Source organism: Streptomyces sp. CLCI03, from assembly GCF_053615355.1.
This window is the reverse complement of record NZ_CM132132.1, coordinates 5,026,332-5,040,993: the sequence shown is the minus strand read 5'-3', so window position 1 is coordinate 5,040,993 and position 14,662 is coordinate 5,026,332. Positions and strand designations below refer to the sequence as shown.

Below are 14,662 nucleotides of genomic sequence, written 5' to 3'. Positions count from 1 at the left end.
CGAGCACGCGTGGGCACCCGGAGGCATCCATGGGCATCGACGAACTCGACGGCCGGCTCATCGTCCTGCTCGCCCGCGAGCCCCGGATCGGGGTCCTGGAGGCCTCGCGGCGGCTCGGGGTGGCCCGCGGGACCGTCCAGGCGCGCCTGGACCGACTCCAGTCGAACGGGGTCATCCGCGGGTTCGGCCCGCAGGTCGACCCGACGGCCCTCGGCTATCCGGTGACCGCGTTCGCGACGCTGGAGATCAAGCAGGGGCAGGGGGCGGACGTACGGGCGCACCTGAACGGGGTGCCGGAGGTGCTGGAGCTGCACACCACCACCGGGCACGGGGACATGCTGTGCCGGCTGGTGGCCCGGTCCAACGCCGACCTCCAGCGGGTGATCGACCGCGTCGTCGGCTTCGAGGGGATCGTGCGGGCCTCGACGGCGATCGTGATGGAGAACCCCGTACCGCTGCGGATCATCCCGCTGGTGGAGCAGGCGGCGGAGGACGACACGCGGGCCTGACGGCGTCGCGCGGGAGACTTCCGAAGAACTGGTTGCAAAGAAACCCTTGCATGGGACTCTTTGTAACTCTATCGTCGAGCCATGCCCGAGACGCCCGCAGAACCCACCGGCCCCGCCGAGCCCAACGTCCGCACACTCGACGCCCGTTCACTGCGCGGCCTCGCCCACCCCCTGCGCATCCGCCTGCTGGCCGCCCTGCGGCACGACGGCCCCGCGACCGCCTCCCAACTGGCCGACCGTCTCGGCGAGTCGAGCGGAGCCACCAGCTACCACCTGCGCCAGCTCGCGGCGCACGGGTTCGTCGAGGACGCACCCGAACACGGCAAGGGCCGCGAGCGCTGGTGGCGGGCCGTGTACGACGGCACGGCGTTCGACGAGACGCTGACCCTCGACGAGGACCCGGCCGTGCGCGGTGCGGCGGACCTCTTCCTGCACGAGATCGCGACGATCCACACGCAGGAGCTGAGCACCTGGCTCGGCAACGCCCACACCTGGCCCCAGGAGTGGCGCAGGGGCGCGGACATGAGCGACTTCACCCTGCACCTGACCGCCGAGCAGAGCCACGAGCTGATCCACAAGATGCACGACCTGATCAACAGCTACCGCGATCTGCCGACCACGCAGGACACGAAGGCGGTCCGCTTCCACACGCACGCCTTCCCGCGCGAGTCGGCGGAGTAGCCCTGCCGGGTCCCCTGCGGGGTTGCTCGGTGGTGTTCAGCCGGACTCGGGCTGCCGGGCCCCTGCGGGCTGCTCGGTGGTGTTCAGCCGGACTCGGGCTGCGCCCGGGGCGGCGCCTCAATCGCCGGCGGGGCTGGGGGGTGTGGGTGGTGCGGGGCCCCGCACGAGGGTCTCCTCGGCTCGGCGCGTGCGGGGGGTCTCGGCAAGGCGGCCGTGGTGACGCCTCGTCCTGCGGGGACCCTCCTGCGTGTCCCCGCCCCACGCCGGGGCTTCGACAGCACGGCCGGAGGGGTGGGGGGACGGGGTGGGGTGTCCCCGCAGGACGAGCGCGCAACCCCGCCCGACAACCGAGACATGCCCGTAAGGCGCGAGCCGAGGAGACACCCCACCCCGTCCCCCACCCCGACCCACAACCGACACCGAGACACAGGCCCCGCCCCTCAAGCCCCGCCGGCGATTGAGGCGCGGCCCCGGGCGCAGCCCGACCCGCACCCCGCACCGCCGAGCAGCCCCGCAGGGGAACCGGCCCCGCCGGCGATTGAGGCGCGGCCCCGGGCGCAGCCCGACCCGCACCCCGCACCGCCGAGCACCCCGCAGGGACACCGCACACCACCGACACACATCCGAGGAGTCCACCGTGCACGCCTTACCTCTCGACGAGCCGCGCCGTACGGACAAGCGCCCGCTGGTCGGCGTACTGGCCGCCAACACCATTTCCATAGCCGGGAGTTCGCTCACCCTCATCGGCGTCCCGTGGTTCGTGCTCCAGACCACGGACAGCGCCGGCCGGGCCGGGATCGTGGCCTTCTGCGCCACCCTGCCCGTCATCGTGGCCGCCCTGGTCGGCGGACCGGTCATCGACCGGATCGGCCGCCGCAGGGTCTCCGTCGCCTCCGACCTGATCAGCGGCCTGTCGGTCGGCGCGATCCCGCTGCTGCACTACGCGGGCGTGCTGGAGTTCTGGATGCTGTGCGCGCTGATGGCCGTCGGCGGCCTCGTGCACACCCCGGGCCTGACCGCCCGCGCCGTGCTCCTGCCGAACCTCGCCGAGCACGCCGGCACCACCATCACCCGGGCCGCCGGCCTCTACGACGCGGTCTCGCGCGGCGCCCGGATGGCCGGGGCCGCGGTGGCAGGCCTGCTCATCGTGGCGTTCGGCGCCGAGACCGTACTGCTGCTGGACGCCGCCACCTTCGGGGCGTCGGCGCTGCTCGTCACCGCCTTCCTGCGCGGGGTGCCGGCCGCCGAACCCCAACGGACCTCCGGCAAGGTGTCCTTCGGGGCCTACCGCGCCGAACTCGCCGAGGGCTGGGCCTTCATGACCCGCACCCGGCTGCTGCTGGGCGTCACGGTCATGGTCATGATGACCAACGGGCTGGACCAGGGGTGGTCGTCGGTCCTGCTGCCGGTGCACGGCCGGGAGGACCTCGGCGGCGCCACCGCGATCGGCCTGATGATCTCCCTCTTCGGCGGCTTCGCGCTGCTCGGCGCCCTGCTCTACGGGATGTGGGGCGAGCGGTTCCCGCGCCGCGCGGTGTTCACGGCGGCCTTCCTGCTGTCCGGGGCGACCCGGTACGTGGTGGCCGCCCTCACCGACACGACCCTGCCGCTCGCGGTGACGATGGCCCTGGCCGGCCTGGGCGCGGGCATGCTCAACCCGATCCTGACCACCGTCATGTACGAGCAGGTGCCGGAGGCGCTGCGCAGTCGCGTCTCGGGCGTGGCCACGGCGGGCTGCGAGCTGACCATGCCGATGGGCGGACTCGCCGCGGGTCTGCTGGTCGACGGGTTCGGGATCACGACGGCGCTGCTGCTGTTCGGCGGCACGTACCTGCTGACGACGCTCTCCCCGATGGTCTTCCCGGCCTGGCGCGGACTGGACGCCGGGCCGGACGTCAGCAGGACGGAGTCGGCCGTCCCTGATTCAGCGCGCGAAGCGAGTTCACCGCGTCCGTCAGCGAAGTGACGGGGACCAGCCGCAGCCCCTCGGGGAGCTCCGACAGGGCGTCCGCGCACTCGGCCTTCGGTACGAGGAACACGCTCGCCCCGTCGCGCCGCGCGGCCTGGGTCTTCAGGGCCACCCCGCCGACCGCGCCGACCTGACCGTCGGCGGTGATGGTGCCGGTACCGGCGATGCTGCGGCCGCCGGTGAGATCGCCGCCGCTGCCGTCACCGTCGAGCTTGTCGACGATGCCGAGGGAGAAGAGGAGTCCGGCGCTCGGGCCACCGACGTCGGCGAGGTTGAGGTCGACCTTCACGTCCTTGGGGTCCTTGTGGAGGAAGCCGAGGGCCGCGTCGGTGGCGGCCGACTGCGACTTGGTCATCTCCTCCAGATTGTGCTTCTCGATCTCCTCGTCGCTTCCGCCCGAGGAGTAGACGGCCTCCCGGGGCATGACCGCCTGATCGGTCTTGAACCAGTGGTCGATGAGCTCGTGCAGCTTCATCGTCGAGGACGGGCCGGTGGCCCGGATGGTGGTCATCCGCAGCTCGCCCTTGGTGTCCCGGACGGGGGCACCGGTCACGGTGATGACCGGCTTGCCCTGGTCGGAGCCCAGCACGTCGGCCGTCAGTCCGGGGATGGCGACCACGAAGGGCAGCGGCGCGAAGGCGGCGGCGGCGAACAGCCCGAGCACGGGCACGGCGCAGACGGCCAGGGCGGCGGGACGCGGCAGACGTGTGAGGCGTGAGAGCACCCGCCCAATCTATCCGCCCCCTCACCCCCACCGACCCACCGGCCGCTCCGGCCCCGCAGGCGTTCGAGGCGCCGCCTTCAGCCCCGCCGGCGTTTGAGGCGCCGCCTTCAGCCCCGCCGGCGTTTGAGGCGCCGCCTTCAGCCCCGCCGGCGTTCGAGGCGCGGGGGTCCGGGGGCAGCGCCCCCGGCAACGGCGCCGCACCCGGCATCCGGGCTCAGGCACCCACGATCCGCCGAGCCCGCGGCTAGCGAAGGGCGTCGGCCACTTCCCGCGCCGCGTCGACCACCCGCGGCCCGACCCGCTCCGGCACCGCGTCCGCCAGCATGACGACGCCGACGCTGCCTTCCAGCCCGGTGATGCCCACGAGCGGCGCGGCGGCGCCACTGGCGCCCGCTTCCAGCTCCCCGTGGGTCAGCGTGTACCCCGGCTCGATCAAGGAGCCCTGACGGGCTGCCAGGATGGCCCGCCCGGCGGCCCCGCGGTCCAGCGGGTGGCGGAAGCCGGCCCGGTAGGCCACGTGGTAGTCCGTCCAGGTCGGCTCGACGACGGCGACGGCGAGCGCCTCGGTGCCGTCGACGAGGGTCAGGTGCGCGGTGGCGCCTATGTCCTCGGCGAGGGACCGCAGCGCGGGCAGGGCGGCCTCGCGCACGAGCGGGTGGACCTGTCGGCCCAGCCGCAGCACTCCGAGCCCGACGCGGGCCCGGCCGCCGAGGTCACGGCGGACCAGAGCGTGCTGTTCGAGGGTCGCGAGGAGCCGGTAGACCACGGTGCGGTTCACACCGAGGCGGTTGGAGAGCTCGGTGACGGTCAGACCGTGGTCGGTGTCGGCGAGCAGTTTGAGGACTCTGAGCCCTCTGTCGAGAGTCTGGGAGGTTTCCGCGGTCACGACGCCTCGCCCTCTTTCGGTGAGCGGCGGTGACTCTCGGGGTGGCACGTCGCCGGTCCCGCGGCGACGCACGGAGAGGCCGCCGGTAGCGGCCATTGCACCGGCTGCGCTCCCGCGGCGGCGCTGCCACGGTGCGTTTGATGCGGGGACAGTAGCGAGCAGGTCCGCTCAGCGGAAGGGCTCGTCCAGAATCCGGGCGCGCGCTACCTGTTTGTGCCGTTTCCTGATCGACCCCGGTGTCAATTCGTGACCTCGTTTGCCACAAGGCGCCTTTACCAACCCATTACTCTGAGCATGTTCAAAACTATGGTGATCGGCTCCAGGGGGGGATGCGCCCCCGCGCACCCGGAGCACGATGAGGGGGAAGCAACACATGAAGCTCAAGCGCATCGCCATCGTGGCCGCCGCCGCGGTGGTGGGTCCGACGGTCCTGATGGCCACGCCCGCGATGGCCGACGAGGTCGCCAACCCGGCGGTCACGACCCCGGACGCGGAGCCCAAGGGCGACGGGGCCGGCGACCGGGCCCCGGCCGGGACCGAGGCCCCCGCGAAGACCCCCGCGAAGGCCGCCGCCCAGGCTCAGGCCCAGGCCGGGCCGGAACTGTCGATCTTCAGCCAGCCGGCGGCCTTCGCCGCGGGCGGCGACTGGTCCCAGTTCAACGTGTCCCTGAACAACCGCGGCAACAGGGCCGTGGAGGGCTTCGACCTCGGCCTGTCCTTCGCGGGCACCGACGTCAAGCTGTCCGGCGAGCACGTCGAGCTCGAATACCACACGGGGAACGGCTGGGCCCAGGCCCGGCGGATGCCGGGCCTGGACGCTCCGGTCTTCGACCTGCTGTCCGGCATCACCGTCGGCGAGAACGGGACCAAGACCGTCCCGGTGCGCGCACGCGCCTCGGCCGACGCTCCCGCCACGGCCCTGACGATCACGGCCACCGGCACCAACCACACCTCGGTCGACTCCAAGCCCTTCTCCCGCCAGTCGAAGATCACCCGGGCGGGCGAGCAGGTCGTGTCCAAGGCCCCGGTCCTCAGCCTGCACGGCCTGCCCCGCGAGGGCTTCACGGCCGGGGACGACGTCGGCAACGAGCTCACGCTGAAGGTGGACAACTCGGCGCGCCCCGGCACGGGCGAGTACAACGTCGGGGTCGACCTCGTCTCCGGGAACACCTCGCTCCGCGCCGATCAGGTCGTCGTCGAGTACTACGCCACGACCGTGGGCGGCGAGTCCTTCTGGCACCCGGTCGAGGTCACCGGCGAGAACGGCAAGCTGCGGATCTTCGACTTCGGCGGCGAGTACGGGGCCGGCGAGAAGCGCGACCTGGTCATCCGGGTCAAGTTCACGGCTGACGTCCCCGCCGGGGACCTCAAGCTGGACGTCTCCGGCCAGGGCGACCCACGCCACGGCGGCCTGGTCTCCAAGACGGTGAGCTACCGCTCCTCCGTCGTGGCCGCGACCGCGCCCGTGGACATCGACGGTCCGAAGATGACCCTGGCCGGCATCCCGGCCGGGGGCTTCAAGGCGGGTGCGGACTGGCAGGAGCTCCAGCTCACGCTCGACAACGCCGGCCTGCCCGACATCGAGGACTACCTCGTGTCGTTCCACATGGGCCGCGGCTTCGGCCAGGGCCCGTGGGTGGACCCGTCCCAGATCCGCCTCCAGGCGTTCGGCGAGGACGAGCACGGCAAGGAGGGCTGGTTCGACATCGAGATCGGCGGCAGCGAGGACACCATGGGCGGCGACGTCGGCCTCCAGTCCATCGCCGCGGGCGACAAGGCCGTCGTGAAGCTCCGTCTGCGCTTCGACAAGAGCACCCCGGCCGGCGGCTTCATCATGGGGGCCTCCGGCTACAAGGAGCAGGGGTCGGGCCCGTTCATCTGGTCCTCCACGGGCGCCCACACCACCACGATCCTCACCGCCGACAACGGCGGCGGAACCGGGACGGGCACCGGGACCGGCAGTGGCACCGGCAACCAGCCCACCCCCGACGGCGGCGCCAAGCCGATCGTCGACGGGAACGGCACCGGCACCGGCACGACGTCCACCACCGGTGGGCAGCTGGCCGAGACCGGCTCCGACGCGGCCACCAGCTGGGCCCTCGGTGGCGCCGGCGTGGCGCTCGCCATGGGCGCGGCCCTGGTCGCCGGCACCGGCCGCCGTCGCCGCCCCACCGCGTAACGACGACGCGTACCCGCGTACCGCGTAACGGCGGACGGGGTCCGTGCGAACCTCCGCACGAACCCCGTCCCCCTCGCCCACGGGCTCACCGCATGCGGGTGGCCCACTCCTGGACCTTCTTGATCCGCTCGCGCAGCTGCCCCGCGGTCGCCTCCGCGCTCGGCGGACCGCCGCACACGCGGCGCAGCTCCGTGTGGATCACCCCGTGCGGCTTCCCGGTCTGGTGGACGTAGGCGCCCACCATCGTGTTCAGCGACTTGCGCAGCTCCAGCAGCTCCTTGTGCGAGACCACGGGCCGCCGGTCGGCCGGCAGCTCCAGCAGGTCCGCCTCCGCGTCCGGCTTGCGCCGGCTGTGCGCGATCTGCCGCGACTGCCTCTTCTGCAGCAGCATCTGCACCTGGTCGGGCTCCAGCAGTCCGGGGATGCCGAGGTAGTCCTGCTCCTCCTCGCTGCCCGGGTGCGCCTGCATGCCGAACTCGGCGCCGTCGTAGAGGACCCGGTCGAAGACCGCGTCGGACTCCAGCGCCTCGAAGGACATCTGCTCGTCCTCGCCGGTGTCCTCGTCCTCCTGCTTGTTCGCCTCGTCCATCTCCTTCTCGGACTCGGCGTACGGATCCTCCTCGCCCTGCTTCTTCGGCTTGTCGAGGACGTGGTCGCGTTCGACCTCCATCTCGTTGGCGAAGCCGAGGAGATAGGGAATGGTCGGAAGGAACACGGAGGCGGTCTCGCCGCGCCGGCGCGATCGCACGAAGCGGCCGACGGCCTGCGCGAAGAACAGCGGCGTCGAGATGGTGGTGGCGTAGACGCCCACCGCGAGGCGCGGCACGTCGACACCCTCGGACACCATGCGGACCGCGACCATCCAGCGGCTGCCGTCCTCGCTGAACTCGTCGATCCGCTTGGACGCGCCGGTGTCGTCGGAGAGCACGACGGTCGCCTTCGTGCCGGTGATCTCCCGGAGCAGCTTGGCGTAGGCGCGCGCCGAGTCCTGGTCGGAGGCGATGACGAGGCCACCGGCGTCCGGGATGCCCTTCCTGACCTCCGTCAGCCGCTGGTCGGCGGCGCGCAGCACGTTCGGCATCCAGTCGCCGCGCGGGTCGAGCGCGGTGCGCCAGGCCTGGGAGATGGCGTCCTTGGTCATCGGTTCGCCGAGCCGGGCGGCGATCTCGTCGCCGGCCTTGGTCCGCCAGCGCATGTTGCCGCTGTAGGAGAGGAAGATGACCGGCCGGACGACGCCGTCGCCGAGCGCGTTGCCGTAGCCGTAGGTGTAGTCGGCGGAGGACCGCCGGATCCCGTCGTTCCCCTCCTCGTACGTGACGAAGGGGATCGGGTTCGTGTCGGACCGGAAGGGCGTACCGGTCAGGGCCAGGCGCCGGGTCGCCGGGTCGAAGGCCTCCAGGCAGGCCTCGCCCCAGGACTTCGAGTCACCGGCGTGGTGGATCTCGTCGAGGATGACGAGGGTCTTGCGCTGCTCGCAGCGGTTGCGGTGCAGCATCGGGCGCACGCCGACACCGGCGTAGGTGACGGCGACCCCGTGGTAGTCCTTGCTGAGCGGTCCGGCGGAGTACTCGGGGTCGAGCCGGATACCTATCCGCGCGGCCGCCTCCGCCCACTGCTTCTTCAGGTGCTCGGTCGGCGCGACGACGGTCACCTGCTGGACGACGTGGTGGTGCAGCAGCCAGGAGGCGAGGGTCAACGCGAAGGTGGTCTTACCGGCGCCGGGCGTGGCGACCGCGAGGAAGTCCCGCGGCTGGTTCTGGATGTAGCGGTCGAGCGCCCCCTGCTGCCAGGCACGCAGCTTGTTGGCGGTACCCCAAGGGGCACGGCCGGGGAAGGCGGGTGAGAGATGGTGGGAGGCGGTAGTAGTCACGGTCTCCGGTTCGTGCTCTCGGCGTATCTGGTACGGGTGGCAGGCAGTCGTACGTAGGACAACCGGGCCACCCTACCGGCCCCGGCCCGCCCCTCGCGGAGGGACAGGCCCGTGACCTCGGCGGGTGCGGCGAGCGTCACATCGGAGGGGTCAGCGGGGTCAGCGGGGTCAGCGGGCGAACCTCGGCAGTTGCGCTGCGATCTTGGGTACGTCCAACGAGCCCTGGCAGACGTCCAGCACGAAACGCTCGGCCTCATCGACATCGAATCCGGCGTCCAGGGGGTGGCCGTTCATGTGCAGGAACACCCAGGTCGCGTACCAGGCGATCCGCTTGTTGCCGTCCACCAGCCCGTGATTGCGGGCGAGTGATTCCATCAAGGCCGCAGCCTTTTCCCAGATGTCCGGGTAGGCGTCCTGACCGAACACGCTCGACTGGGGACGTGCCAGCGCCGAGTCGAGCAGCCCGTAGTCGCGCACCTCGCTGGTCCCGAGCCGCTCCGCGAGGTTCAGCACCTCGGGCAGGGTCAGGTAGTGGGTCACGCAAGCCTCCGGTTCAGCTCACCGCTGACCTTCAGGACGTGCTCGGCCGCCTCGTTGAACAGCCGGGAGTGTTCGTTTATGGCCCTGATCACCGCCTCGTGCGCGAAGGACTGCATGCTGCGGCCCTCCGCCTCGGCGCGCTCGCGCAGGGCGTCCAGCTCTTCTTCGGTGAACCTGACGTTGAGACCAGCCATATCTTGACGGTACCGCGTGGTACCGCCCGGTGTCACGCGGGTTCGGGAGTTGGTTCCAGCCGGGTAGCGACCCAGGCCCCCACCAGTGCGACGGCGGCCATCGGCAGGAACACCACGGCGAACGCGGCCGGGTGCGAGGCCGACGCGCCGGCCTCGCCGACCGTGTGCGCGGCGCCCACCGCGCCACCGCCCAGGGCGGCGAAGGCGGCGCCCCCGCCGGCCAGCAGCACCACGTTCGCCAGCGCGTCCGAGATCTGGAGGGCGGCGGAGTTGGCCCCGGCCTCCTCCGGAGCCGACAGCTGGAGCAGCAGCACGCTGGTGGAGCCGATCACCAGGCCCATGCCCAGGCAGCCGACCGCCCAGGCCAGTGCGAGCGTCCACACCGGCACGGATTCGATCAGCACGGCGGGCGCGGCGGCGATGGCCAGCGCCACCAGCACCATGCCGCCGATCATCAGCCGTTCCCGGTAGGGCGCCGTCCGGCTCCGGGACTGCACCCACGAGCCGCCCGCCCAGGTGAGCCCGCCGAGCGCGAGCGAGAACCCGGCCATCGTCGGGCTCAGCCCCCGCTGGGTGACGAGCATCAGCGGGACGAAGCTCTCCGCCGCGATGAACGACCCGGCGGCGACCCCGCGCAGCAGCACCACGGACGGCAGCCCGCGCCGCGCCCGGTAGGTCCCGCGCGGCAGCAGCCCCAGGACGGCGGGCACCAGCAGGGCCGCGCCCGCGATGCCCGGCGCGAGCGAGAGCCACCGCAGGTCCTGGGCGGCGTACTGGAGCAGCCCCGCCCCCACCGAGATGCCGAAGGCGAGCCGGATCCGCCGGCGGTCGAAGGCCACCGGCGGGGCGTCGGGGTCGACGGGCCCGGACGCGGTCCGCCGTATCGCGGGCAGCGCCACCACCAGGGGGACGACCACGAGCGCCGGGATCGCGAGGAAGACCCACCGCCATCCGAGGTGCTCGGTGACCGTTCCGGAGGCCAGCGGCCCGACGATCGAGGGGACCACCCAGCTCGCGGCGAAGGCCGCCATGATCGCGGGGCGCAGCCGCTCCTCGTAGGCCCGGCTGACGACGACGTAGAGGGCGACGATGACCAGTCCGCCGCCGAAGCCCTGCACGGCCCGGCCGAGGACGAACGCCCACATGGCCCCGGCGGTGCCGGAGATCACGAGCCCGGAGGCGAAGGCGGCGATCCCGACGGTCAGCGGCCGCAGCGGCCCCTGCCGGTCGGCCCACTGGCCGGCCAGGACCATGCCGAAGAGGCTGGTGGTGAAGTAGGCGGAGAAGGCGAAGGCGTAGAGCCCGATCCCGTCGAGCTCGCGGGCGGCGACGGGCATGGCCGTGCCGACGGCGGTGGCCTCGAAGGCGATGAGGAAGACGACGGAGATGATCCCGATGCTGAGCGTCCGGTACGCGGGCCCGAGAATCCCGCCCGGGGGCGGGGGCGGGATCGGTGCGGCTATGTCGGGCACGCTGCGTTCAAGGGCGCTCATCGCCCCAGAGTAAGGTGCGTAGCCCCCGAGTGACCCTGTCAATTCGACGGATCCCGCTCTCGTCCGTCAGACCTAGGTCCGGCGGACTGTGAACGCGGCATGGCAGTCGCGTTGCACGGGCGGCGCATCCCTTCCCCGGCCCGGCGGGCCCCCGTAGCGTCATGCGGGTCACCACCACACAGCCGTGTGCCCGAGTGGTTGAGGGACTCGCCTGCAAAGCGAGTTACGCCGGTTCGATTCCGGTCACGGCTTCGCGGCGGGCCGCTCAGGGGCAGGCGCACCCCTGAGCGGCCTTCGCCTTTTCCGGCTCCGGCTCAGGCGCCGCATCCGGTCTGCTGCCTGGCGAAGTCCAGGTACTTCTTCATGAGACCTGCGAACACGGGTCGGCGTTCCTTCTGCTCGATCTGCTCCGTCGACCCGTCGAGCCACAGTTTGAGCTCGAAGGCCTCGGTGGGGCCCTTGCAGGAGAGGAAGATCGCGGCGCCGCCGTCCCACAGCTTGCCGTTCTCCGCGAAGGGGAGCGGCTCCGGCTTCTGCTCATCGACCGCCGGAGCCCAGAAGAAGTGCTGTCCCTGTGGCAGACGCTCCGCCGACGCGAAGAACCGGGTCTTCCCGTCCACGTAGATGTTGCAGATCGCGCTGTCGCGGCCGGCGGTCAGGCGCGCATCGGCCGGCGCGTCCACCCGGACCTCCTTGCCCGTACCCACGAAGGGTGCGAGTTCCGTCGGGGTGAAGGCTCCGAAGCACGTGGAGACGGGGAGCTCGGGTACGGTCGACGTCTTGCCGTCGGAGCAGCCGGCCAGCAGTGCCGCTCCCACGGCGACCGCGACCACCGCGACCACCGCGACCACCGCGACCACGGCACGGTGGGGACGAGAACCGGCCATCATGATCCGCCGTTCACGGTGGCGACCAGGTCCCGGCCGACCGAGTAGGCGTTGGCCGTCTCCGTGGACGCGACACCCGCGTAGGAGTCGACGGTCCGCTCGGACAATCCGGATCCGCGGGCTGCGATGCGGACCGACGCCGCGGCCGAGTCGGAGGCTCCGGTCTGCGCGCGCACGTACTCCTCGCCCGCCTTCTGGTTGCTGTCCTCGACCTTCTTCGCGGCGTCCTTCTCGGCCCCCTCGACCACGCTCTCCGTGATGTCCTCCTGAAGCCATTCGACGACGTCGCCGGCCAACGGCACCAGTTCGAGGTACTTGCCGCCCGCCGCGGTGATACCGCGGTTGACCCACTTGGCGTTGTCCTCGACGCCCTTGACGTACTCCTCCTGCTTGTGGGCGTTCTCGCCGAACGTGCCCTCCGCCCGGGCCTGCGACAACATGCCGGCGATCTGACCACCCGGGTGCACCGCGACCTTCACGGCCGCGTCGACGTCGTCGTACTCGCCCCGATGGGTGAAGACGTCATTGACCAGGGCCGTGGTGAAGGTCCGCTGGGCCGTGGTCATCGCACCGTAGGCGTCCGGATCCTGGCCCACCGCCCCGATGAACCGCGCCATGCCCGCCTTGTCGAACTCGGCCATCTCACCGTTGGCCTTGATCGTCCCGCTGCCGTTCTCCGCGGCGGCCTGGAGGTCCGGCATGTACTCGGCCGCCATCTGGCCGAAGTGCCCGGACAGCCCGTTCAGCGGCCCGTCCGGGTCCTTCGGGTCCGCGTCGACCAGCTCCGGCTTGTCGCCGATCTTCTCGACGACGCGCTCCATGACCGCCGCCATCTCCTTCGTGTGCGGGACCGGCGGGGAGTCCTCGTCACCCGGGGCGCGGTGCGAGACCGCCGCCATCAGGGCATCGCCGACCGCCTGCTGGGCAGGGTGCAGGTCGCCGGTCCGGCTGATGTCGAAGCTGTCCATGTACGGCTTCTTGTCGAGCATGTAGTCGACCATGCCCTGCTCCTTGCCGTGCTGCCCCGAGACCGGCTTGTCGTCCTTCGTGACGATGCCGTCCTTGTTGCTGTCCTCGCGGACCGGCTCGTCGAAGAAGGCCGTCGCGGCGTCCGGGTTGTTGCCCAGTGCCTCCATCAGGCCGGTCAGCGGGTAGAAGCCGCGGCCGTCCTGGCCCTGGCTGAGGACCGACTCCAGCCCGTACGGGGTGTGGAACTCCCAGGCCCGCGGGTCCTCGCGGTCCATGGCGACCATGTCGCGGCCGACGGAGGTGAGGAACTCCGTGTCGTACTTCCCCTCGCGCAGCAGCGCGCCCAAGGCCTGGTAGCCGTAGATCTGCTGCACGCCGCCGTAGACGGCCATCTCCTTGCGGCCGGCCTTCATCAGCTGGGTCGTCCAGGCCGCGTCGAGGTGGTTCGGGACGTCCTTGTGCGTCGCGAGGCCGAGCATCGCACCCATGTCGCTCTGGATGTTCGCGACCATCAGCGCGCGGTCCTTGCCGGGCGCCCCCAGGCCGGTCGCGTCGAGGGACATCTTGGAGTACATCTCCAGCGTGCCCTCGGCGCCGATCGTCCGGTAGAAGCCCGTGGAGAACTCAGGGTCCGTGCGGTTGTCGTCGAGCAGTTCCTCCAGCTCGCGCAGGGCCTCGACGTTGCGGGCCGTGCCACCCTCGCCGGTGACCTTCTTCATCAGATCGGCCGCGCGGGCCGCCTGTTCGCCGTCGAGGGTGGTGAACTTCGGTCCGCTGAAGTCGTGTGCGTCGGCGACGTTCGCCTGGAGGACCCGGACCAGGGAGTCGTCGGCGTCCTGGGCATCCTCGACCGCCCGGTTGATCCGGGTCTGCCACGCGTTGCGGGCCGTGTTCAAGGTCGCCTGGTAGTCGGGGTCGTGTCGGGCCGCGTTCCGCTCCCCCTCGGTGGGCAGGGGGATGGCGGTGACCCGCCCGTCGTCACCGACCCGGAAGCCGGCCGCCGGAGCCTCGGCGGCGAGCTTCTTCAGCTCGTCCTGGGCCGCCTTGAACGTCGCGTGCGCGTCGGCGAGGACCTGGTACATGCCCTTGGCGGCCTTGGCCGCGTCCTCGAACTCCTTGGCCGTCTTGTCGACGAACCCGCGCGCCACTCCCGCGGTGACCCCGCTCCACTCGGCCTTGTCGGACTTCGCCTTCATTCCGTCGCGGGCGGCCTCGGCCATCTCGTCGAGCTTGCCGGCCATCGCCGTCCAGTCGGTCACGGCCGTCTGGAGCTTGCCCAGGGGCGCGTTCATCACGTTCTCGTACGTCAGCATGAAAGCGCCGCCTACTTCAGGTACTTGTCTATCGCGGATGCGGTGAAGTCCGCCTGGAGCTGCTGCTCGTCCTTGGCGTGGGAGGCGAGCGAGTAGTTCAGCCCGTTGGAGATGTTGGCGCAGGCGGCCACGAGGGTCTTCACCTGGCTCTCCCAGGCACTGTTGACCTTGAGCAGCGCCGCCCCGCTCGCGAAGCCCTCCTTGGTGAGGGCCCCGGCCGCCTCGGCGGTGGCGGTGGCGGCGTGCTTGCCGTCGGTCTGCAGGCGCGTGTGCAGCTTGTACGCCTCGGAGCCGATCGCGCCGATGTGGTCCTGATCGAGCTCCAGATCACCACCGCCACCGCCGCCACCGCCGCCGGGATCGGCGGGCACCTGGTTGAGGCGCATGGCGACACCGGCGGTGGCCGTGGCGCGAGCCGCCGACCATTCCTCGTCGAACGACATCGCGT

13 protein-coding genes and 1 tRNA gene are annotated in these 14,662 nt (G+C 71.6%); 5 read left to right on the top strand and 9 right to left on the bottom strand.

All coding sequences use genetic code 11. The annotated features are described in order from the left end of the window. Positions 1-29: 29 nt before the first annotated feature. From ACWG52_RS23235 to ACWG52_RS23225, 3 genes are all read left to right on the top strand, one after another. Positions 30-509 carry an Lrp/AsnC family transcriptional regulator gene (locus ACWG52_RS23235; protein WP_033226610.1) on the top strand — a complete coding sequence of 160 codons (480 nt, stop codon included), beginning with the start codon at positions 30-32 and terminating at the stop codon, positions 507-509. An 81-nt stretch (positions 510-590) separates the two neighbouring features. After that, the gene (locus ACWG52_RS23230) at positions 591-1,190 is read left to right on the top strand and encodes an ArsR/SmtB family transcription factor (protein WP_390141628.1); all 600 of its coding nucleotides are present in this window, start codon (positions 591-593) and stop codon (positions 1,188-1,190) included. A gap of 637 nt (positions 1,191-1,827) precedes the next feature. After that, on the top strand, positions 1,828-3,156 hold the full coding sequence (locus ACWG52_RS23225; RefSeq protein ID WP_389816246.1) for an MFS transporter: 1,329 nt from the start codon (positions 1,828-1,830) through the stop codon (positions 3,154-3,156). On the opposite strand, the gene ACWG52_RS23220 is transcribed toward ACWG52_RS23225, so the two are convergent. Both ACWG52_RS23220 and ACWG52_RS23215 read right to left on the bottom strand, forming a co-directional pair. Next, complete coding sequence (locus ACWG52_RS23220) at positions 3,086-3,883, bottom strand: S16 family serine protease (RefSeq protein ID WP_389816244.1); 798 nt, start codon at positions 3,881-3,883, stop codon at positions 3,086-3,088. The genes ACWG52_RS23225 and ACWG52_RS23220 overlap by 71 nt on opposite strands. 244 nt (positions 3,884-4,127) lie before the next feature. Continuing rightward, positions 4,128-4,769, bottom strand: a complete 642-nt coding sequence (locus ACWG52_RS23215) for an IclR family transcriptional regulator (RefSeq protein ID WP_007264382.1) — start codon at positions 4,767-4,769, stop codon at positions 4,128-4,130. Positions 4,770-5,142: 373 nt separating this feature from the next. Between ACWG52_RS23215 and ACWG52_RS23210 the strand changes: the two genes are divergently transcribed. Next, positions 5,143-6,948, top strand: coding sequence for a hypothetical protein (locus ACWG52_RS23210; RefSeq protein ID WP_389816239.1), 1,806 nt, complete (start codon positions 5,143-5,145; stop codon positions 6,946-6,948). Positions 6,949-7,033: 85 nt separating this feature from the next. Here the strand turns inward: ACWG52_RS23210 and ACWG52_RS23205 are convergent, their stop codons facing one another. From ACWG52_RS23205 to ACWG52_RS23190, 4 genes are all read right to left on the bottom strand, one after another. Continuing rightward, entirely contained in the window at positions 7,034-8,818 is a 1,785-nt protein-coding gene (locus tag ACWG52_RS23205; RefSeq protein WP_030724258.1) for a DEAD/DEAH box helicase, read from the bottom strand. A gap of 168 nt (positions 8,819-8,986) precedes the next feature. Next, positions 8,987-9,358, bottom strand: coding sequence for a type II toxin-antitoxin system death-on-curing family toxin (locus ACWG52_RS23200; RefSeq protein WP_030769664.1), 372 nt, complete (start codon positions 9,356-9,358; stop codon positions 8,987-8,989). Further along, positions 9,355-9,552 (bottom strand): plasmid mobilization protein, encoded by a 198-nt coding sequence (locus ACWG52_RS23195; RefSeq protein ID WP_053702279.1) that lies wholly within the window; start codon positions 9,550-9,552, stop codon positions 9,355-9,357. Before ACWG52_RS23195 ends, ACWG52_RS23200 begins: the two co-directional genes overlap by 4 nt. A 32-nt stretch (positions 9,553-9,584) precedes the next feature. Then, the gene (locus ACWG52_RS23190) at positions 9,585-11,045 is read right to left on the bottom strand and encodes an MFS transporter (RefSeq protein WP_389816235.1); all 1,461 of its coding nucleotides are present in this window, start codon (positions 11,043-11,045) and stop codon (positions 9,585-9,587) included. Positions 11,046-11,225: 180 nt separating this feature from the next. Between ACWG52_RS23190 and ACWG52_RS23185 the strand changes: the two genes are divergently transcribed. Continuing rightward, positions 11,226-11,297: transfer RNA gene (locus ACWG52_RS23185), tRNA-Cys, on the top strand. Between the two features lie 62 nt (positions 11,298-11,359). Here the strand turns inward: ACWG52_RS23185 and ACWG52_RS23180 are convergent. From ACWG52_RS23180 to ACWG52_RS23170, 3 genes are read right to left on the bottom strand one after another with little or no spacing between them, the layout of a single operon-like run. Next, positions 11,360-11,932, bottom strand: coding sequence for a hypothetical protein (locus ACWG52_RS23180; protein WP_453125789.1), 573 nt, complete (start codon positions 11,930-11,932; stop codon positions 11,360-11,362). Next, complete coding sequence (locus ACWG52_RS23175) at positions 11,932-14,214, bottom strand: hypothetical protein (RefSeq protein WP_389816230.1); 2,283 nt, start codon at positions 14,212-14,214, stop codon at positions 11,932-11,934. Before ACWG52_RS23175 ends, ACWG52_RS23180 begins: the two co-directional genes overlap by 1 nt. A gap of 11 nt (positions 14,215-14,225) precedes the next feature. Continuing rightward, positions 14,226-14,657, bottom strand: a complete 432-nt coding sequence (locus ACWG52_RS23170) for a hypothetical protein (protein ID WP_389816227.1) — start codon at positions 14,655-14,657, stop codon at positions 14,226-14,228. Positions 14,658-14,662 lie beyond the last annotated feature (5 nt).